This window comes from Bacillus solimangrovi (genome assembly GCF_001742425.1).
Taxonomy (GTDB): Bacteria; Bacillota; Bacilli; order Bacillales; family Bacillaceae_N; genus Bacillus_AV; species Bacillus_AV solimangrovi.
Map to the genome: position 1 here is coordinate 109,173 of NZ_MJEH01000044.1, position 20,418 is coordinate 129,590.

General features: G+C 35.5%; 16 protein-coding genes. 15 read left to right on the plus strand and 1 reads right to left on the minus strand.

From position 1 onward, the window contains the following. Positions 1 to 29: 29 nt before the first annotated feature. From BFG57_RS14130 to BFG57_RS14155, 6 genes are all read left to right on the plus strand, one after another. Positions 30 to 632, plus strand: coding sequence for a FadR/GntR family transcriptional regulator (locus BFG57_RS14130; protein ID WP_069718204.1), 603 nt, complete (start codon positions 30 to 32; stop codon positions 630 to 632). Between the two features lie 141 nt (positions 633 to 773). Next, a complete protein-coding gene (accD, locus tag BFG57_RS14135) occupies positions 774 to 1,631 on the plus strand; it encodes an acetyl-CoA carboxylase, carboxyltransferase subunit beta (RefSeq protein ID WP_069718139.1) in 858 nt (285 codons plus the stop codon). Continuing rightward, a complete protein-coding gene (accA, locus tag BFG57_RS14140) occupies positions 1,631 to 2,593 on the plus strand; it encodes an acetyl-CoA carboxylase carboxyl transferase subunit alpha (RefSeq protein ID WP_069718140.1) in 963 nt (320 codons plus the stop codon). Before accD ends, accA begins: the two co-directional genes overlap by 1 nt. Positions 2,594 to 2,843: 250 nt before the next feature. Continuing rightward, a complete protein-coding gene (gene pfkA / locus BFG57_RS14145) occupies positions 2,844 to 3,803 on the plus strand; it encodes a 6-phosphofructokinase (protein WP_069718141.1) in 960 nt (319 codons plus the stop codon). A 56-nt stretch (positions 3,804 to 3,859) separates the two neighbouring features. Further along, positions 3,860 to 5,608, plus strand: coding sequence for a pyruvate kinase (gene pyk / locus BFG57_RS14150; protein WP_069718142.1), 1,749 nt, complete (start codon positions 3,860 to 3,862; stop codon positions 5,606 to 5,608). Between the two features lie 62 nt (positions 5,609 to 5,670). After that, positions 5,671 to 6,063: an FxsA family protein gene (locus BFG57_RS14155; protein WP_069718205.1), complete on the plus strand. Its 393-nt coding sequence runs from the start codon at positions 5,671 to 5,673 to the stop codon at positions 6,061 to 6,063. A 396-nt stretch (positions 6,064 to 6,459) separates the two neighbouring features. Here the strand turns inward: BFG57_RS14155 and ytvI are convergent, their stop codons facing one another. Beyond that, positions 6,460 to 7,572 carry a sporulation integral membrane protein YtvI gene (gene ytvI / locus BFG57_RS14160; RefSeq protein ID WP_069718206.1) on the minus strand — a complete coding sequence of 371 codons (1,113 nt, stop codon included), beginning with the start codon at positions 7,570 to 7,572 and terminating at the stop codon, positions 6,460 to 6,462. 743 nt (positions 7,573 to 8,315) lie between these two features. On the opposite strand from ytvI, the gene citZ reads away from it, so the two are divergent. The 9 genes from citZ to polA all read left to right on the plus strand — a co-directional run bounded on the left by citZ (position 8,316) and on the right by polA (position 20,155). Continuing rightward, entirely contained in the window at positions 8,316 to 9,431 is a 1,116-nt protein-coding gene (gene citZ / locus BFG57_RS14165; protein WP_069718143.1) for a citrate synthase, read from the plus strand. A 110-nt stretch (positions 9,432 to 9,541) separates the two neighbouring features. Then, positions 9,542 to 10,813, plus strand: a complete 1,272-nt coding sequence (gene icd / locus BFG57_RS14170) for an NADP-dependent isocitrate dehydrogenase (RefSeq protein WP_069718144.1) — start codon at positions 9,542 to 9,544, stop codon at positions 10,811 to 10,813. 109 nt (positions 10,814 to 10,922) lie between these two features. Next, entirely contained in the window at positions 10,923 to 11,861 is a 939-nt protein-coding gene (gene mdh / locus BFG57_RS14175; protein WP_069718145.1) for a malate dehydrogenase, read from the plus strand. A gap of 92 nt (positions 11,862 to 11,953) precedes the next feature. Next, positions 11,954 to 12,430, plus strand: a complete 477-nt coding sequence (locus tag BFG57_RS14180; protein ID WP_069718146.1) for a MaoC family dehydratase — start codon at positions 11,954 to 11,956, stop codon at positions 12,428 to 12,430. A 169-nt stretch (positions 12,431 to 12,599) separates the two neighbouring features. Next, positions 12,600 to 13,316 carry a response regulator transcription factor gene (locus BFG57_RS14185; protein ID WP_069718147.1) on the plus strand — a complete coding sequence of 239 codons (717 nt, stop codon included), beginning with the start codon at positions 12,600 to 12,602 and terminating at the stop codon, positions 13,314 to 13,316. Continuing rightward, on the plus strand, positions 13,313 to 15,076 hold the full coding sequence (pnpS, locus tag BFG57_RS14190; RefSeq protein WP_069718148.1) for a two-component system histidine kinase PnpS: 1,764 nt from the start codon (positions 13,313 to 13,315) through the stop codon (positions 15,074 to 15,076). The genes BFG57_RS14185 and pnpS overlap by 4 nt, the downstream gene beginning before the upstream one ends. Positions 15,077 to 15,421: 345 nt before the next feature. Then, on the plus strand, positions 15,422 to 16,393 hold the full coding sequence (gene hflK, locus BFG57_RS14195; RefSeq protein ID WP_139125152.1) for an FtsH protease activity modulator HflK: 972 nt from the start codon (positions 15,422 to 15,424) through the stop codon (positions 16,391 to 16,393). Then, positions 16,383 to 17,315: a protease modulator HflC gene (hflC, locus tag BFG57_RS14200; protein ID WP_069718150.1), complete on the plus strand. Its 933-nt coding sequence runs from the start codon at positions 16,383 to 16,385 to the stop codon at positions 17,313 to 17,315. Before hflK ends, hflC begins: the two co-directional genes overlap by 11 nt. Positions 17,316 to 17,518: 203 nt before the next feature. After that, positions 17,519 to 20,155, plus strand: coding sequence for a DNA polymerase I (gene polA, locus BFG57_RS14205; protein ID WP_069718151.1), 2,637 nt, complete (start codon positions 17,519 to 17,521; stop codon positions 20,153 to 20,155). The last annotated feature ends 263 nt before the right edge of the window (positions 20,156 to 20,418 follow it).

A 20,418-nucleotide genomic window follows, 5' to 3' on the forward strand; every position in this document is an offset into this window, starting at 1 on the left:
GGAAAGTAGGGGTTTGAAGCAAAGTGACGATGAAGCAGAAAGTATATGTTGAGATTTTACAGCAGTTAAGAAATATTATTGAAGAAGATGGATTGCAACAAGACGACAAGTTACCTTCTGAGCGTGAGTTAGCAGAACGTTTGCAAGTTGCTCGTTCCTCTGTTCGTGAGGCATTACGATCACTAGAACTCGTAGGATTGATTGAAACAAGACGAGGAGAAGGAACATTTATCAAAGATGCAAGAAGTAATGAATTAATTCAAGTCATCTCGGCTTTTGTCTTACAGGAAAACCAAGCACAGGAAGATTTAAAAGAGACGATAGAAATATTAGAAACACAAATCATGCAGCTTGCTTTAGGGCGAATAAATCAAGAAAAAGCACTTCAACTACAACAGGTCTTCCACACTTTACAAGGGAACGTACAACAAAGCGGATTGGTACATATGAGACAACATGAACGCTTTTATCGATTATTAGTTGAGATAACAGACAATTATTTATTAATTCGCATATGGACGATGTTAAATAGCTATTATCAAACGGTATGTGGAACTGATTCACCATATCATTTTTCCCATTATGAAACTGCGTATCAACAGCTTATGAGTGTTAAAAAAGTAGAAACGTAGAGGTAGTAACTTTTATTTAATAGCAAGTTGATAAGAAAATGTATGTTTGTCGAACAGGACATGACAGCCTTCTACAAAAAAAACGCAGTGTACTGTTTACAATAAAGAATAGTGGCTGAAAGAATTGAGGAGGTTATACCTTTGTTAAAAGATCTTTTTTCGAAAAAGAAAAAATATGCTTCAGTTCCTTCTGAGGAGGCTAAACAAAGCGTTCCAGAGGGCATAATGACGAAATGTCCAGAGTGTAAAGCTATTATGTATACGAAAGAAATTAAAAAAAACTTAATGGTTTGTCCACAATGTGGTCACCACCATCAATTAAATGCTATTGATCGGATCGTATCACTTGTAGATGAAGGAACATTTGAGGAATTTGATAAAGATATGATTTCAAATAATCCATTGGGTTTTCCTGGATATGAAGATAAATTACATAAGGACATGGAAAAGTCTGACCTAAATGAAGCTGTAGTTACAGGTAAAGGGGATGTTGGTGGCTTTAGTGCGGTGTTTGCGGTAATGGATGCAAGGTTTCGCATGGGAAGCATGGGATCAGTCGTAGGTGAAAAGATAACACGTGCGATTGAACATGCAATTGAAGCTAAACTACCATTTATTATATTTACTGCTTCAGGTGGGGCAAGAATGCAAGAAGGTGCTCTTAGTTTAATGCAAATGGCAAAAACGAGTGCAGCATTGAAAAAGTTGAGTGATAACCAAGGACTTATCATATCAGTCATGACACATCCAACAACTGGAGGAGTTTCTGCAAGTTTTGCATCTTTAGGAGATTATAACTTTGCTGAACCTAAAGCATTAATTGGTTTTGCGGGACGTCGGATTATCGAGCAGACAATTCGAGAGAAGTTGCCTAACGATTTTCAAACTACTGAATTTCTGATGAAACATGGACAACTTGATCGTGTAATACCTCGTTCAGAGATGAAAGAAACGCTTACGAGTGTATTAGATATCCATCAAACAGGAGGGAATATGTAATGGCTGGTGTATTAGAATTCGAACGCCCTGTCGTTGAACTCCGTGAAAAAATAGCTGAATTGAAGAAGTTCACAGAAGAGAAAGACATTGATCTTTCTGATGAGATTAAGACTCTCGAAGAACGCCTTCATAAGCTTGAGAGCGAAGTGTATGGAAACCTCCAACCTTGGGACCGTGTGCAAATTGCAAGATATAGTGAACGCCCGACTACGCTTGAGTATATTGATTATATTTTTACGGACTTTTTAGAAATGCATGGAGACCGCTTCTTTGGTGATGATGAGGCAATTGTAGGTGGAATTGCAAAGTATAAAGGTATTCCAGTAACTGTAATTGGTCATCAGCGTGGAAGAGATACGAAAGAAAATATTAGACGTAACTTCGGTATGCCACATCCAGAAGGATATCGAAAAGCCCTTCGGTTAATGAAGCAAGCAGAGAAATTTAATCGACCGATCATTACTTTTGTAGACACAAAAGGTGCTTATCCTGGAAAGGCAGCAGAAGAGCGTGGACAAAGCGAAGCGATTGCAAAGAACCTATTTGAAATGGCAGGGTTAAGTGTTCCTATTATTTCTATTGTTATAGGAGAAGGCGGTAGTGGTGGTGCACTTGGTTTAGGGGTTGCAAACTATTTGCATATGTTAGAGAACTCAACATATTCAGTAATTTCCCCAGAAGGTGCTGCTGCATTATTGTGGAAAGATGCTACTCAAGCACAAAGAGCAGCCGAAACAATGAAAATTACAGCTCCTGATTTAAAAGAGTTGGGAATTATTGATGAAATCATTCCAGAAATTAAAGGTGGAGCTCATAAAGATATTGCAAAACAGGCGTCATACATTGATGAAGTTCTTGAACATTCATTGAATGAATTGTTAAAAATTGAGAAAAACGCTTTAGTTGAACATAGATATGACAAATTTAAGTCAATCGGATCTCATCGGTTTGAAAACGTTTAACCTATTGTAATATAAAAGAAGTGCTCCATTTTCTATTGAAAAGGGGTGCTTTTTTAATTATCAGAAGTCTGACTTTAATATTGTTTTCCTGTAATCTTCATGGTATTTTAAAACCATAATAGAGAGTAAGTGAGCAAAGTTATTCAGTTGCATCTTTGAAAGAGAATAAGTATAAAGGATTCAATTAAAGCAATTCTAAATAAGAGTGTTAATGTAAGGAAATACTATTTATTAAAAATGAGGTGTTTTCATGAGGAAGATTGGGGTACTTACTAGCGGCGGAGATGCTCCTGGGATGAATGCAGCTGTTCGAGCAGTTGTACGAAAAGGAATTCATCATGGGATTGAAGTGTATGGAATTTACCATGGATATAGCGGACTTATGAACGGTGATATTAAAAAGCTCGAAGTAGGTTCAGTAGGTGACATTGTACACCGAGGTGGAACAATGCTTTATTCAGCTCGTTCTGAAGAGTTCAAGACTCCAGAAGGTCAACAAAAAGGTATTGAACAGTTAAGGAAACATGGTATAGAAGGATTAGTTGTTATCGGTGGAGATGGATCATTTCAAGGTGCAAAAAAATTAACTGAGCAAGGTTTTCCGTGTATAGGAGTTCCTGGTACGATTGATAATGATATTCCAGGAACAGACTTTACGATAGGCTTCGATACAGCTCTTAACACAGTCCTCGGGGCTATTGATAAAATTCGTGATACTGCAACGTCACATGATCGTACATACGTGATTGAAACAATGGGACGTAATGCAGGAGATATTGCATTATGGGCTGGTTTAGCAGGTGGTGCTGAATCTATCCTTATCCCTGAAGTAGAATATAAAATGAATGATATTATTGAGCGATTAAATCGTGCTTATAATCGTGGTAAAAAACATAGTATTATTATCGTTGCTGAAGGAGTAGGCAGCGGAGTTGAGATTGGTAAAGAAATTCAAGAACGAACAAGTTTTGAAACAAGAGTCAGTGTGCTTGGTTACATTCAACGTGGTGGTTCACCTACTGCTGCTGACCGTATGTTAGCAAGTCGCTTAGGAGCGAGAGCAGTTGAGTTACTAATGAATGGTAAGGAAGGTCGCATGGTTGGTATTCAAGACAATCAACTTGTAGATCACGACATCATTGATGCCTTATCACAAAAGCACTCAATTGACCACGGCGTATATACGTTATCAAATGAGTTATCAATCTAATTGCAATTAATATGATTGAATTTAAAGAAATTTAATCTCTTGGGAGGAAAACATCTATGCGTAAAACGAAGATTGTATGTACAATTGGTCCAGCTAGTGAAAGTCCAGAAAAGTTAGGTGAATTAATTGAAGCAGGTATGAATGTTGCTAGACTGAACTTTTCACATGGGGATCATGAGGAGCATGCAGCACGTATTAAAAATATTCGCGAAGTAGCAGAGCGTTTAAATAAAACAGTCGCAATTCTTCTTGATACGAAAGGTCCTGAAATTCGTACTCACAATATGAAAGATGGTGAAATTACACTTCAAACAAATTCTGAAGTGCGTATTTCAATGGAAGAAGTGCTCGGTGATGAAGAACGTTTTTCAGTCACATATCCTGGCCTAGTAGAAGATGTTGATACAGGCTCTAAAATTCTACTAGACGATGGTTTAATTGAACTAGAAGTTTTGCGTATTGAAGACGGTGAAGTTGTAACAAAGGTCTTAAATTCGGGAGTATTGAAAAATAAAAAAGGTGTTAACGTACCTAATGTAAGTGTCAACTTACCAGGTATTACCGATAAAGATGCAGATGATATCCGCTTCGGTATTGAGCAAGGTGTTGATTTTATTGCAGCATCATTTATTCGTCGTGCGTCTGATGTATTAGAAATTCGACAACTATTAGAGAAGCATAATGCAGACATTCACATCATTCCTAAAATTGAAAATCGTGAAGGTGTGGACAACATTGATGATATTTTAGAGATTTCTGATGGATTAATGGTTGCACGTGGTGATTTAGGTGTAGAAATCCCGGCTGAAGAAGTACCACTAGTTCAAAAGGATTTAATTAAAAAATGTAACATGTTAGGTAAACCAGTTATTACAGCAACACAAATGCTTGACTCTATGCAACGTAACCCACGTCCAACTCGTGCTGAGGCAAGTGATGTAGCAAATGCGATCTTTGACGGAACTGATGCAATCATGCTTTCCGGAGAAACTGCTGCAGGAAAGTATCCTGTTGAAGCTGTAAAAACAATGAATAATATTGCTTCAAAAGCAGAGACGGCAATTCCTTATCGTGAAATATTGACAAATCGTAGCCGTGAAATTGGCCAAACTATTACAGAAGCCATTAGCCAATCAGTTGCTCATACTGCATTAAATCTTGGTGTTACAGCAATTGTAGCTCCAACTGAGAGTGGTTACACTGCTCGTATGATTTCAAAGTATCGTCCGAAATCTCCAATCGTGGCAGTGACATTCTCTGCCGAAACAAGACGTAAACTTTCTTTAGTATGGGGTGTGCTTCCTCAAGTTGCTAGTAGTACGAAATCTACTGATGAATTATTGGAAACAGCAGTACAAGAGTCATTGCATTCTGGAGTAGTAAATACAGGTGATTTAATTGTCATAACTGCTGGAGTTCCAGTTGGTGAAACGGGTACAACGAACTTGATGAAGGTTCATGTTGTAGGCGACAGTATTGCACGAGGACAAGGTATCGGTCGAAAGTCAGCAACTGGTAAAGTTGTCGTAGTTAGAAATGTTCAAGAAGCTGAAAAGGTAACAGAGGGCAGTGTTATCGTTGCTTATGGAACTGACAGAGACATGATGGATGCAATTAAAAAGTCAGTCGCTGTTATTACAGAAGAAGGTGGTTTAACTAGCCATGCAGCGGTTGTTGGACTTAGTTTAGGTATCCCTGTTATTGTTGGAGTTACTGATGCTGTTAATAAGTTTGAAGAGGGTCAAGAAATTACTGTAGATGCAATACGCGGTGATATCTATAATGGACAAATGAATGTATTATAAGAGAAGAGAAGGTTATCCTTCTCTTTTTCATATCTAGATAAAAAAGAAAGGCGGTGAGTGCTCTGAGGTATATACTCCCATTCTTGATAATTGTACCGGCTTTTGAAATTGGTTTATTAATCTTGTCAGGCAATACATTAGGTGTCTGGCCAACAATTTTATTAATAATCTTAACTGGTGTTACAGGTGCATGGCTCGCAAAAAAAGAAGGTCTCCAGACTCTACAACTTGCTCAAATACAGTTGCAAAATGGACAACTACCTAATGAAGCTATCATGGATGGAATATGTATCCTTATAGGAGGAGTTGTTCTATTAACACCAGGCTTTATTACAGATGCATTAGGATTTATGTTGCTTCTACCTTTATCACGAGGTGTCATTAAGATTTGGTTAAGGAAAGTTATTCAACGGATGATTGATCGAGGGCAAATTCATATCACGCGTCGTTTCTAATAATAATAGAACTTTGAACTTGTTAGATTACTCACATATCAATACAAAGTGCGAATGAAAATATGAATTGGCAGTAAACATAACAAAATAAAAACGCTTGATTTTACCAAGCGTTTTTATTATTGGGAAAATGCAATAATAAATATATAACTAAACTACATAAAGTGTTTTTCGATAATGATTTTACCCCTTTCATCAAGGTTCGTAGGTAAAGCCTTTGGTGAGAAGTATTTTAATGCTGCTTTTTTCCATCAGCCATTTCTCTCCTCCTAAAAACAAGCTCTTTCAATAGTAATCACGTAAACAAATTTATGGAAGAAGCTACTATACGATTTGATGGTGTAGAGTCAGTTTTTAAATGAAACACAAACATAAATTATTATGTTTATGTTTCATTTATTTTTTTATCATAATAAAGTCTTTAACATCACGTACAACACCAGCTTCGTACAATGTCTTCAAGATAACAAATGTGACTGGACCAATTATTAAGCCTAAGAATCCGAACAGTTTAAAGCCTACAAATAATGCAACAAGAGTTGCTAATGGATCAAGTCCAATGTTTGAAGAAAGCACTTTCGGCTCCATTATTTGTCTTTGAACAACAATAATAATGTACAGAACAGATAATCCAATTGCTAATCCTGAATTACCAGCAAATAAGGCATATATAACCCATGGAACGAATACCAGTCCAGTTCCCAGGTATGGAAGTAAGTCTACAAGTCCAATAAGTAATCCAATCGTAATTGCATGATCGACTCGTAAGATTAATAGTCCTACGATGACGATGACTGCTGTTATTGATATCAATGTGAATTGAGCACGGATAAATCCAAATAAAGCACTTTGAAGGTCGATGAAAACAGTCTTTCCACTTGTTCTAACTTTTGATGGAAGAAAGCCTTGCAGGAACGTCTTAAGACGATTCCAATCTTTACTAATGAAGAAAGTAGCTAATAGTGAAAAGACGAGTACAGTCACAACATTAGGAAGCCAAGAAAGAAAGTTTGGAACGCTACTTATGATGAATTGCAAGAATGCACTTAGTTGTGTTCCAATATTTGTTCCTAATTCATTAATTGTCTCTACAATTGTAGACTGCTGTTCTGAATCTAGATTATTGAATAATCCAATCCCCTGGTTATACAATGGAATAATTTGCTGAGTAACAAATTGTTCGAAGTATGAAACGAGATTCTCAAAGTGTTTGGGCAAAACCTCGGACAAATATTTTGATCCTGATACTATCTCGATGATGATCAGTGTAAGCATGCCACCAAGTACTAAAAATACAAATAATAGAGAAAGAAATACAGCAAGCACACGGTGCATTTTCAATCGTTGTTCAAGTGTGTTTACGATTGGATTTATCAAATAAGCAAAGATTATTGCAATAATGAATGGGTATGTAACAGTTGATATTTGAAATGCAAGATAACCACCAACAATTAAACAAACGAGTACGATGAAAAAACGTAAGATACGTTGCCACAATATATGGTTCAACAATAACACTCCTCCTTCTTTTTTTGTGAGATAAAAAAATAGCTCATTCATAGATGTGTAGATTAAAGCGTCATCGGATTGAGATTAATAGTAATAATAAGAATAAGGAAAAACGTATATTCATCTTAATTCATTTCATAAGAGTTACCGATAGACGAACTTTTTTATGTATAGAGAAAACTTTCCCAATTATTTATACGATATCATCTTTCCACAAGTTTCATTTTGTTAAAAGTTATTTTGGATTCCATCATGTGCTAGCATTTTGAGCATTTATTTCAAGATGCATAAGATATTTTTAATTTATTAAACGATTTTTCACTTTAGCTTGAATTTATTTAATTTGTAAAATGAAAAATAGAATGTCATTTATTGGTGAATAATAGGGGAATGTGTTAGCATAAATATTGTGAGAAAATATTTCCTACTAAGCTTCGTTCTAGTGAATAATATTGATCAGATTCTCTTTTATAAGAAATTTAAAGATTTAATTTTACAAATTTGAATATTGCGATATAGAAGATTATGAATAGAATTTTGTTTAAATACTAAGGTCATAAGAAATATTTATGAATATTAATTGAACACTTTTCATTCACAAAAGTCTGATAATTGTTTATAATGAATTTAGGTTTTCACCAACCAATTGTTACATAAGCTTTACATTATAAAAAATGAAAGCATTTTCTTTTTTTCTAAATGAACGGTTAGGTAGGGGAATTTTTGAAAAGGAGTGGGGTTATATGACAACAACACGTGGTCTTGAAGGGATTGTGGCAACACAATCATCTGTTAGTTCAATCATCGATGACCAATTAACTTATGCAGGATTTGATATCGATGATTTAGCGGAGAATGCAAGCTTTGAGGAAGTTATTTATTTACTTTGGCACGGCAAGCTTCCGAACAAAGAAGAACTTGACGAACTAAAAGGTCAATTAGCAGAGGAAGCTCAAATTCCTCAAGAAATTGTTAATCATTTTAAATCCTATGACTTAAATACTGTACATCCAATGGCTGCTCTTCGTACTGCTATTTCAATGCTCGGATTGTTTGATTCTGAAGCAGACGTAATGGATGAAGATGCAAACTATCGTAAGGCGATTCGTCTTCAAGCAAAGCTTCCATCAGTAGTGGCAGCATTTTCTCGCATCAGAAAGGGACAAGAACCTGTAGCACCACGCAAAGATCTAACAATCGCTGCAAACTTCTTGTACATGCTTAATGGTGAAGAGCCGGAGAGTATTGCTGAAGAGGCAATTAACAAAGCGCTTGTCTTACATGCGGACCATGAACTTAATGCGTCTACATTTACTGCGCGTGTATGTGTGGCAACATTATCAGATGTATATTCTGGAGTAACAGCTGCAATCGGTGCATTAAAAGGTCCATTACATGGTGGAGCAAATGAACGAGTAATGAAGATGTTATCAGAGATTAACGAAGTTGAAAATGTAGAAGGCTACGTACAACGTGCTTTCGAAAATAAAGAAAAAATCATGGGCTTCGGGCATCGTGTGTATCGTCAAGGCGACCCACGTGCGAAGCATTTAAGAGCAATGTCAAAAGAACTGACAAATATTACAGGTGAAACTAAGTGGTACGAAATGTCTACCAAGATGGAAGGTATTGTAACTGCTGAAAAGGGACTACCACCAAATGTAGATTTTTATTCTGCATCAGTTTATCATAGCTTAGGCATCGATCATGATTTGTTCACACCGATATTTGCAGTAAGTCGTGTATCAGGTTGGTTAGCTCATATACTTGAGCAATATTCAAATAACCGCCTTATCCGTCCTCGCGCAGAATATATTGGGCCACAAAAGCAAGAGTATGTACGATTAGAAAATAGATAATAACTAGATAAAAACAACAAGGAGGATTGATTTTCTCCTTGTCGGTTTATTTAATAACCTAAATAATAAATAGAGAGATAAACAACGAGACCATTTAGGAGGTAATTAGATTGACACAAGGTGAACGTATTTCAGTAGTAAATGGAGAGTTAAAAGTACCAAATCATGCTATCATTCCTTATATCGAAGGTGACGGTATTGGTCCTGATATTTGGGCTGCCGCTTCACGTGTATTAGAAGCAGCAGTAGAAAAAGCTTACAATGGAGAAAAGAAGCTAGTATGGAAAGAGGTTCTTGCTGGTGAGAAAGCACATACTCAAACAGGCGAGTGGCTTCCAGCAGAAACTTTAGATGTTATTAGAGAGTACATCATTGCAATTAAAGGTCCTCTTACGACTCCAATTGGTGGAGGCATTCGGTCATTGAATGTTGCGTTACGTCAAGAGTTAGATTTATTTGCATGTGTACGTCCTGTACGTCATTTTGATAAAGTTCCTTCACCAGTAAAGCGACCTGAAGATGTAGATATGGTTATTTTCCGTGAGAATACAGAGGATATCTACGCTGGTATTGAGTACCAAAAAGGTTCTGATGAGGTTCAGAAAATCGTTAATTTCCTTCGTGATGAAATGAATGTACAAAAAATTCGTTTCCCAGAAACATCTGGAATTGGAATTAAACCAGTTTCTGAAGAAGGTACAAAACGTCTTGTACGTGCTTCGATTCAATATGCACTTGATAATAACCGTAAGAGTGTGACATTAGTACACAAAGGTAACATCATGAAGTTTACTGAGGGTGCATTTAAAAATTGGGGTTATGAAGTAGCTGAACAAGAATTCGGAGATAAAGTATTCACGTGGGCTGAATATGACCGTATTGTTGAAGCAGAAGGTAAAGAAGCTGCAAATAAAGCACAAGATGCTGCTGTTGAAGCTGGCAAAATTATTGTGAAAGATTCAATTGCAGATATCTTCTTGCAACAAATTCTAACTCGTCCAAAAGAGTTCGATGTTGTAGCAACGATGAACCTAAATGGTGACTATATTTCTGACGCACTTGCTGCACAAGTAGGTGGTATCGGAATTGCACCAGGTGCAAACATTAACTACGAGACTGGTCATGCAATCTTTGAAGCTACTCATGGTACAGCACCTAAATATGCTGGCTTAGATAAGGTTAATCCTTCATCTGTTATTCTTTCAGGAGTATTAATGTTAGAACACCTTGGCTGGTTTGAAGCTGCTAAATTAGTAACTGATTCAATGGAAAAAACAATTGGTAGTAAAGTTGTAACATATGATTTCGCGCGTCTTATGGAAGGTGCTACTGAAGTTAAATGCTCTGAATTTGGGAATGAATTAATTAAGAACATGGAATAATTCTATGTGAATAGATTCGTCTATATTGTAGAGCTGTCATCTAACATGTACAGCTCTACTTATGTTAATATAGGGTAATCGAACAATTAATTTAGGGGGATTATCAGATATGAAAATGAAACGTAATAAAATTTCGGTAATTGGAGCAGGTTTCACTGGGGCAACTACTGCATTAATGGCTGCACAAAAGGAATTAGGAGACGTTGTCATTGTAGATATTCCTGATATGGAAAACCCAACAAAAGGAAAAGCTTTGGATATGTTAGAAGCAAGCCCTGTACAAGGGTTTGACGCAAATATTATTGGAACATCAGATTACAAAGATACTGCTGATTCGGATTTAGTTATAATTACAGCTGGTATTGCTCGCAAACCAGGTATGAGTCGAGACGACCTAGTTGCGACTAATGCAAAAATTATGAAACTGGTAACGAAAGAGATCGTTAAACACTCTCCAGATAGTACAATTATTGTATTAACAAATCCAGTTGATGCGATGACTTATACAGTATATAAAGAATCTGGTTTTCCTAAAAATCGAGTGATTGGTCAATCTGGTGTACTTGATACCGGTCGTTTCCGTACATTCGTAGCACAGGAATTAAACCTTTCAGTGAAAGATGTAACTGGTTTTGTTTTAGGTGGACATGGTGATGATATGGTTCCGCTTGTTCGTTATTCATATGCAGGTGGTATTCCGTTAGAAAAATTAATTTCTAAAGAGCGTATGGATGAAATTGTTGAGCGTACTCGAAAAGGTGGAGGAGAAATTGTAAGTCTGCTTGGAAATGGTAGTGCTTATTATGCACCTGCAGCATCTCTTGTACAAATGGCTGAGGCAATTCTAAAGGATCAACGACGTGTTCTTCCAGCAATTGCATACCTTGAAGGTGAGTATGGATATGAGGGTATTTACTTAGGTGTTCCAACAATCCTTGGTGGCGATGGTATTGAGGAAATCATTGAGCTTGATTTGTTAGAAGATGAACAAGCAGCGCTTGCAAAATCTGTTGAATCAGTTAAAAATGTTATGAAAGTATTAGAATAGTAAGACTTTTTTGTGAGCAGGGTAGATTTTTTGCCCTGCTTTCGTTAAACTAGTACTGTAAGCGGTTTCATTCGATAGGGAGGTTATGGCATATGCTAATGAACAAGATGAGAAAACAAGGTCGTAAGATCGACGAGATATCGGTTGGAGAACGACTTGTTTTAACTGAAAAGGTTGAAGATAAGGACTTGCTCCTATATTTAGGTCTTACAAATGATGCAAATCCATTATATATTCAGCATGATTATGCTTCACGTACACCAATGAAACAACCGTTAATCCCTCCTGTCATGTTAATTGGTATTATAACTTCAGCTGTCTCAAAGTATTTACCAGGGCCAGGTAGTATGATTCGTTCACAACAAGTATCATTTCCAAATCCTGCGTATCATTATGCAAAGTTAGAATTCGAGTTTGAAGTTCTCAAAGTGATAGAAGAAGATCATCTTATTGTCATTGGATTAAATGGTAAAGATGATCAAGATAATGTTGTTATCGAAGGGACGATGGATGTTTGTCCTCCACACTCTTTTGAACCTATGGCAGGTAGAATGTTAGATAATTTCTAAATATTGTATATTGATAGTTAGATAATTTTTGAATGTGCGCTTTCTCATAGAGGAAGCGCTTTTAGATCTTATAAGATAATTTTGAGATGTGAATAATTTCATAGTATGATGATATTAGAGAAAAATAAAATGGATGTAGGGGCTATTATATATAGCAGGGGGAATTACTTTGAGTAAAAAGATTCTAGTTGTTGATGATGAACAATCAATCTTAACTTTGTTGCAGTATAATTTGGAGCAAGCTGGATATGAAGTTATAACTGCAATGGACGGTGAGGAAGCGTTAGTGCAAGCTAAAGTAAGCTCACCTGATCTTATTGTATTGGACTTAATGCTTCCAAAACTAGATGGGCTTGAAGTTTGCAAAGAGCTTCGTCAACAGAAAATTATGTTTCCAATCTTAATGTTGACTGCTAAAGATGATGAATTTGATAAGGTGTTAGGTCTTGAACTAGGTGCTGATGATTATTTAACAAAACCATTTAGCCCACGTGAAGTAGTTGCTAGAATTAAGGCTATATTACGTCGTACGTCATTACTTACTAGTACTGAAGAAAAAAATGATGAGGAACATAGTAAGATTGAATTAGGACAACTTATTATATCACCTGAACAGTATGAAGCATATTTTATGGGGAAACAACTAGAGTTAACACCTAAAGAGTTTGAATTACTCGCATATCTTGTGAAAAACAAGGGGCGTGTTTTAACACGTGATCAATTATTAAGTGCTGTTTGGAATTATGACTTTGCAGGTGATACTAGAATTGTAGATGTGCATATTAGTCATCTACGTGAAAAAATAGAAACGAACACTAAGAAACCAATTTATATTAAAACGATTCGAGGTTTAGGGTACAAAATGGAGGCTCCGAAAGTTGAATGATTAAATTCCGTTCAAAAGTCACCTTTGCACTTGCTACACTAATTTTGGCTGTATTAGTTTGTCTAGGTATTTTAATAGGACAATTATTTAAGGGCTTCTATATTACAACGTTTGAAGAACGCATTGAAAAAGAATCTGGGCTCATCATTAAAATGATCGACAGTAGCGTTACATCTGATAGTTCGATTGCGGATCTAATGAGTGATGTGTCAGATCAACTAGATATTGAAATAACGGTATTACGCAGTGATGGAGAAATTATTGCTAACACTAATGTTGAAGAGATAACAGAAAATCGTCTAGAAAATATTTCTAAGCTTCAACGATATATTTCTGCCAAAAATACTGATTTTGAACCTTTTTATGTGATGAATGATGAGGAAGAGTTGTTTTATTCAATCGTACCTATTAATCAAGGCGTAATAGACGGTTATTTAATTCTTTCGGTATCGGTCGAACTTTTAAAAGCTACAAATCAAAAGATATGGTGGCTACTCATTATTAGTTTAGGTCTTGCCTTTGTTATTATTCTTATGCTAGGTATACGGATTACGAGACAATATGCAAAGCCAATTGAAGATGCTACGAGGGTAGCAAATGAATTAGCTAAGGGAAATTATCGTGCACGGACATATGAGGATCGGGCTGATGAAATGGGAATGCTCAGTCAATCAATCAACATATTAGCACGGAATTTACAACAGATGACAAAAGCTCAAGAAATGCAAAATGACAGACTTGGTACGTTAATTGAAAATATGGGGAGTGGCTTAATATTAATTGACAGTAAAGGTTATATCATTCTTGTCAATAAATTTTTTAAGCGCATTTTTCATGTGAAATCAAAAGATTTTTTATATAAGCTCTATCATGAGGCACTTGTTCATAATGAAGTTATCCAAGTAGTTGAAGAAGTTTTTATGACAGAAAGCCAAGTTCGAAAACAACTACACCTTCCTTTAAAGATTGAACGTCGCCATTTTGAAGTATATGGAGCACCAATCATCGGTGAAAATGAAGAATGGAAAGGGATCGTACTCGTTTTTCATGATATTACTGAATTAAAGCGTTTAGAAGAAATGAGGAAAGACTTTGTTGCAAACGTATCTCATGAACTTAAGACACCGATGACATCTATTAGAGGTTTTTCAGAAACATTACTTGATGGTGCAGCTGAGAACGAAGAATTAAGAACTTATTTCCTTAATATAATTTTAAAAGAGAGTGATAGGTTACAAAATATTATTAAAGATTTACTTGACCTATCAAGAATTGAACAAGAAGGGTTTCTGTTGAACCTTCAGCATGTAGATCTTGTCGAACTATTAGCAGATATTGAAGTAATTCTTCAACATAAAGCTGAACAAAGAGGAATTAAACTGAACCTTGATCTACCAAATACAACATATATCATTGACGGTGATGCACATCGTTTAAAACAAATCTTCATCAATCTTATCAATAATGCATTATCTTATACGCAAGAAGGTGGAGAAGTTAATGTTACAATTGAAAAGAAAAAGAAAGTCTATACTGTGTCAGTGTCTGATACAGGAATTGGTATGAGCAAGGAACAGATTCCTCGTATTTTTGAACGCTTTTACCGTATTGATAAAGCACGTAGTCGAAATTCAGGAGGCACAGGTCTCGGACTTGCAATTGTGAAGCATTTGGTTGAAGCACACAAAGGAAAGATAAAAGTAGAAAGTGAACTGAATAAAGGAACTGTGTTTACAGTTATACTTAAACGTACGACTTAACATGGGCTTTACATTATATTTATTCCAGCTTTACAAATAGTTGTTAATATATTAGATGAAAACCCCTTCATCTAATAACCACCTTGGGCAGAAACCTTTTGTTTCTGCCCATCTTTTGATTTTTATAGATAAGTAGGTTATACAGATTATATTGAATGCTCAAATCATTATAAATGAATTGATTTATTGGATATCTTTCTAATCTTACGTTATCACTACAGATAGAAACTCCACTTTAGGTTATTTTTTTCTCAATTTCTAATTATCCCAAAATATGAAACATATCATAAGGGTTTATCGTATAAATACTATAATACTAGAACATAAATGATGAGGAGGGGGCATATGAGTACGAAGAAGGGTTACATAGTTTCTGGTTTAATGTTTGTCTTAATTTTACTTGGTATTGTAGGATCAACAAGCTGGTATACAGTTGATCAGTCTGAGCAAGCTGTAATATTAACATTTGGGAAAGTTGAAGAGGGCATTAGTGATCCGGGTCTTCATTTTAAGCTACCGTGGCCAATTCAATCAGTAGAAATTCTGTCGAAAGAGACTTTCAGTTTGCAGTTTGGGTATGAGCAGAGGGAAGGAGAGGTAGCGAGAGAATTCCCAGAAGAAACGAAGATGATAACAGGTGATGAATATATTGTTTTAGCTGATTTAGTCGTGCAGTGGAAAATTACTGATCCTAAGCAATATTTGTTCAGTTCTGAAAATCCTGAAGAAGTTTTATATAACGCAACAGCTGCTTCATTACGTGGAATTATCGGAAGTTCAAAAATTGATGATGCTCTAACGAGTGGAAAAGCAGAGATTGAAGCACAAGTTCGTGACTTATTAATTTCACTTGTTGAGAAATATGATATCGGTATATCTGTGTTAAATGTGAAGTTGCAGGATGTAGATCTACCGAACAAAGAAGTGCGTACAGCTTTTACAGCTGTAACTGACGCGCGTGAAATGATGAATACAAAAATTAACGAAGCAAAGAAGTACGCTAATAAAAGAAGTAAAGAAGCAGAAGGAGAACGAGATGCACTTATTTCTAACGCAGAAGGTGATAAGACTGCTCGAATCGAAGAATCACGTGGAGGCGTAGCAAAATTTAACGCCATTTATGCTGAATATCAAAATGAACCTGAGATTACGAGAGAACGACTTATTTTTGAAACGTTAGAACAAGTATTACCAGATGCAAAAGTATATATCATGAACGAAGATGGAAATACATTAAAGTATTTACCGTTGCAATCTCTAGAGACTAAAAGCGTAGTGAAAACTGATGAGAAGGGAAGTGAGAGTAGTGAGCGATAAAAAGATTATCAATATAGGCGATCATAAATCGAATTTCGATTGGAGAAAAAGCTGGAAAAGAATTTTATTCTTCATCATTTTGTTGATTTTGTCTATTGCTGCTCTTACGAATGTATATATTGTAAAAGAAAATGAATACCGTGTTGTTCGGCAGTTTGGGCAGGTTGTTCGGATTGATGATGAACCGGGGTTACGTTTTAAGATCCCATTTATTCAATCAGTGACAACATTACCAAAGTATCAAATGACATATGATGTAGCAGAAGCTGAAATTAATACAAAAGATAAAAAACGAATGATTATTGATAACTATGCTATTTGGCAAATTGATAATCCGAAGAAAATGATTTCTAATGTTCGTAACGTATTAGGAGCAGAAGCGAAGATGGAAGAGTTCATATATTCAGTTGTAAGAGCTGAATTGGGGAGGTTAGACTATGATGAGATCATTAATGATGAAAAATCTAATCGTCGTAGTTTAAATGAACAAGTGACAGAAGAAGTAAATCGACTATTAGATAAGAATAACTATGGAATTTCAGTGAAAGATGTGCGGATGAAACGTATCGATTTACCAGAAGAAAATGAGCAATCAGTTTATCGACGAATGATTTCAGAACGTGAATCAAAGGCACAAGAATATTTATCAATGGGTGATGCAGAAAAATCAAGAATTATGGCTCAAACAGATCGTGATGTAAAGGAGATGTTAGCAAAGGCAGAGGCAGAAGCTGAAATGATTCGTGCGGCAGGAGAGCAAGAAGCAGCAAGAATTTATAATGAAGCTTTTGCTTCTGATAAAGACTTTTATTATGTTTATCGAACTCTAGAATCGTATAAGAAAACAATTAATGGAGAAACAGTTATTATACTACCATCAAATTCACCTTATACGAATCTACTTCAAGGTTTTTCTCAATAAGTAAATGATGTGGTACTTATGCTAAGCTATAATTTTGAAGGTTAATATCTGCTATTTTTTCTTTCTATTTAAAGTCATGGTAAAATAGAAGGAAAAAATAGCGTTTTTTATTCCTCGTGAAAAAGCGAAATGTATATGAATGAACTGATATAGTATTAGCAAAAAAATTTAAAGTGAAAAACAGTATTATGAAGGAGGTACTTATGAGTAAAAAAAAATTAGTAGTTATAGATGGGAATAGTATTGCATATCGGGCTTTTTTTGCGCTACCACTCTTAAATAATGACAAAGGTATTCATACGAATGCGATATATGGATTTACTACAATGTTATTAAAGGTACTTGAAGAAGAAAAACCAACACATTTGTTAGTTGCCTTTGATGCAGGTAAGAAAACGTTCCGCCATGATACATATAAAGGATATAAAGGAACGAGAGAGAAAACCCCTTCAGAGCTATCAGAACAATTTGCGTTTATTCGTGAAGTATTGGATGCTTTTAATATTTCACGTTATGAATTAGAAAATTATGAGGCTGATGATATTATTGGGACTCTGGCTAAACGTGCAGAAAAAGAGGGCATGGATGTTAAGATCATCTCAGGTGATAAAGACTTGCTTCAGCTTGTATCTAGTCATGTAAAGGTTGCCTTAACACGCAAGGGAATTACAGATGTTGATACATACGATCTTAGTGCAATTGATGAAAAGTATGGGATTACACCAGAACAAATTATTGACATGAAAGGACTTATGGGTGATAAGTCAGATAATATTCCAGGCGTACCAGGAATAGGAGAAAAAACAGCATTAAAGTTGTTAAAACAATTCGGAACCATTGAACGTGTTCTTGAATCAATTGATGATGTGAGTGGCAAGAAACTTAAAGAAAAACTTGATGAAAACAGAGAGCAAGCGATGATGAGTAAGAAATTAGCAACGATTATCGTTGAAGCTCCTATAGATATTATGTTAGATAATATTACATATAAGGAATACGATGTAGAAGCTGTACGTGCAGTATTTACAGATCTAGGTTTCCAGTCACTTCTTAACCGAGTTGGAGGAGATGAACAAAATAGTTCAATAGAAAGCCTAGATGAAATTGAATTTGAATTAGCTCAAGCGGTTCTAGATGAGATGTTAACGGATAAAGCAGCGTTAATTGTTGAAGTAATGGATGAAAATTACCATGAGGGTCAAATACAAGGTTTTGCGATTGTAAATGAAAATAAACGGTATTTTATTCAGACAGATGTAGCATTAAACTCGACAACCTTTAAGAATTGGGTTGAGGACAGTAGTAAAAAGAAAATTGTCTTCGATGCAAAACAAGCAATTGTTTCTCTTAAATGGAAGGGAATTACATTGCGTGGAGTGGAAATGGACTTACTGATTGCATCCTACCTACTTAATCCATCAGAATCAAATCATGATATTTCTGCCATTGCTCGTCGAAAAGGTTTTAATCATGTTCAGGATGATGAGCTTGTGTATGGCAAAGGGGCAAAACGAAAGGTACCAGATACAGATGAACTTGCTGAACATTTAGTTCGAAAGGCAGATAGTGTCTTTCAACTGTACGATCAATTAGAAGATGAATTAAAAAAGAATGAACAATACGGGTTATTTAAAGAGTTAGAGATGCCTTTATCAATCATTCTGGCAGAAATGGAATCGACAGGAGTCATGGTTGATGTTGAACGGTTGCAGAATATGGGACAAGATCTTGAGGGACGGTTAACTGAAATAGAGAAAGAAATTCACACTTTAGCTGGTGAATCATTTAATATTAACTCACCGAAACAATTAGGTGTGATTTTATTCGAAAAGTTAGAATTACCAGTTATAAAGAAAACGAAAACAGGTTATTCGACATCAGCGGATGTACTTGATAAATTGAAAAGCAAACATGAAATTGTAGATAAAATCCTTCATTATCGTCAACTAGGGAAACTAAATTCAACATACATAGAAGGGTTATTAAAGGTTGTTCACAAAGATACAAATAAAATTCATACTCGTTTTAACCAAGCACTTACACAAACAGGGAGATTAAGTTCAATTGAACCTAATTTACAAAATATACCGATTCGTTTGGAGGAAGGTAGAAAAATTCGTCAAGCATTTATTCCATCTCAGCAAGACTGGGTAATTTTTGCTGCGGATTATTCTCAAATTGAATTACGTGTACTAGCACATATTGCAAATGATGAGAACTTAATTGAAGCGTTTAATAATGGGATGGACATTCATACAAAAACAGCGATGGATGTATTTAATGTAAATGCTGATGAAGTTACTTCAGATATGCGTAGACAAGCAAAGGCTGTAAACTTTGGGATCGTGTATGGGATTAGTGATTATGGATTATCTCAAAATTTAGGGATCACACGTAAAGAAGCACAAGCATTTATTGAAGCCTATCTTCAAAGCTTCCCAGGTGTACAGGAATATATGGACAGTATCGTAAGAGAGGCGAAAGATAAAGGTTTTGTCTCAACAATGATGCAAAGAAGACGTTATATACCAGATATTACGAGTAGAAATTTCAATCAACGAAGCTTTGCTGAACGTACTGCAATGAATACACCAATACAAGGTAGTGGAGCAGATATTATTAAAAAAGCGATGATTGATATGGCGAAGCGCCTTGAAACAGAAGGTTTACAAGCGCGGTTACTTCTGCAAGTACATGATGAATTGATTTTTGAAGCGCCAAAGGAAGAAATTGAAAAACTAATACAGGTTGTTCCTGATGTAATGGAAAATACAATTCAATTAAAAGTACCTTTGAAAGTGGATTATTCTTATGGTCCAACATGGTTTGATGCAAAATAAACAGGGATCTCCTACAGAGGTATAACGGTAGCTCTGCTTTGTATTTTGAAATATTGAAGGAGCAGTCATATGGATAGTTGATATGTGTTAAGTAAGATGCGGACAGAGATTTCTGTCCCTTTTCTTATTATTGTACAATTATTAATCGTTAAAGGTGTTTAGACCTAAATTCACATTTCATCTGTTAATGATGTTAAGCAATTTTATAAATAGTTTGTAGAGATCAAAATTCAAAAATAAAATTAAGCATATTATTTTGATTA

What these genes read in the sequence shown, in the direction of transcription:
- hflK (WP_139125152.1), top strand. Translation starts at nt 15,422, where the DNA reads ATGAGTACGAAGAAGGGTTACATAGTTTCTGGTTTAATGTTTGTCTTA.
- BFG57_RS14130 (WP_069718204.1), top strand. Translation starts at nt 30, where the DNA reads ATGAAGCAGAAAGTATATGTTGAGATTTTACAGCAGTTAAGAAATATT.
- citZ (WP_069718143.1), top strand. Translation starts at nt 8,316, where the DNA reads ATGACAACAACACGTGGTCTTGAAGGGATTGTGGCAACACAATCATCT.
- mdh (WP_069718145.1), top strand. Translation starts at nt 10,923, where the DNA reads ATGAAAATGAAACGTAATAAAATTTCGGTAATTGGAGCAGGTTTCACT.
- polA (WP_069718151.1), top strand. Translation starts at nt 17,519, where the DNA reads ATGAGTAAAAAAAAATTAGTAGTTATAGATGGGAATAGTATTGCATAT.
- pfkA (WP_069718141.1), top strand. Translation starts at nt 2,844, where the DNA reads ATGAGGAAGATTGGGGTACTTACTAGCGGCGGAGATGCTCCTGGGATG.
- BFG57_RS14180 (WP_069718146.1), top strand. Translation starts at nt 11,954, where the DNA reads ATGCTAATGAACAAGATGAGAAAACAAGGTCGTAAGATCGACGAGATA.
- pnpS (WP_069718148.1), top strand. Translation starts at nt 13,313, where the DNA reads ATGATTAAATTCCGTTCAAAAGTCACCTTTGCACTTGCTACACTAATT.
- accA (WP_069718140.1), top strand. Translation starts at nt 1,631, where the DNA reads ATGGCTGGTGTATTAGAATTCGAACGCCCTGTCGTTGAACTCCGTGAA.
- pyk (WP_069718142.1), top strand. Translation starts at nt 3,860, where the DNA reads ATGCGTAAAACGAAGATTGTATGTACAATTGGTCCAGCTAGTGAAAGT.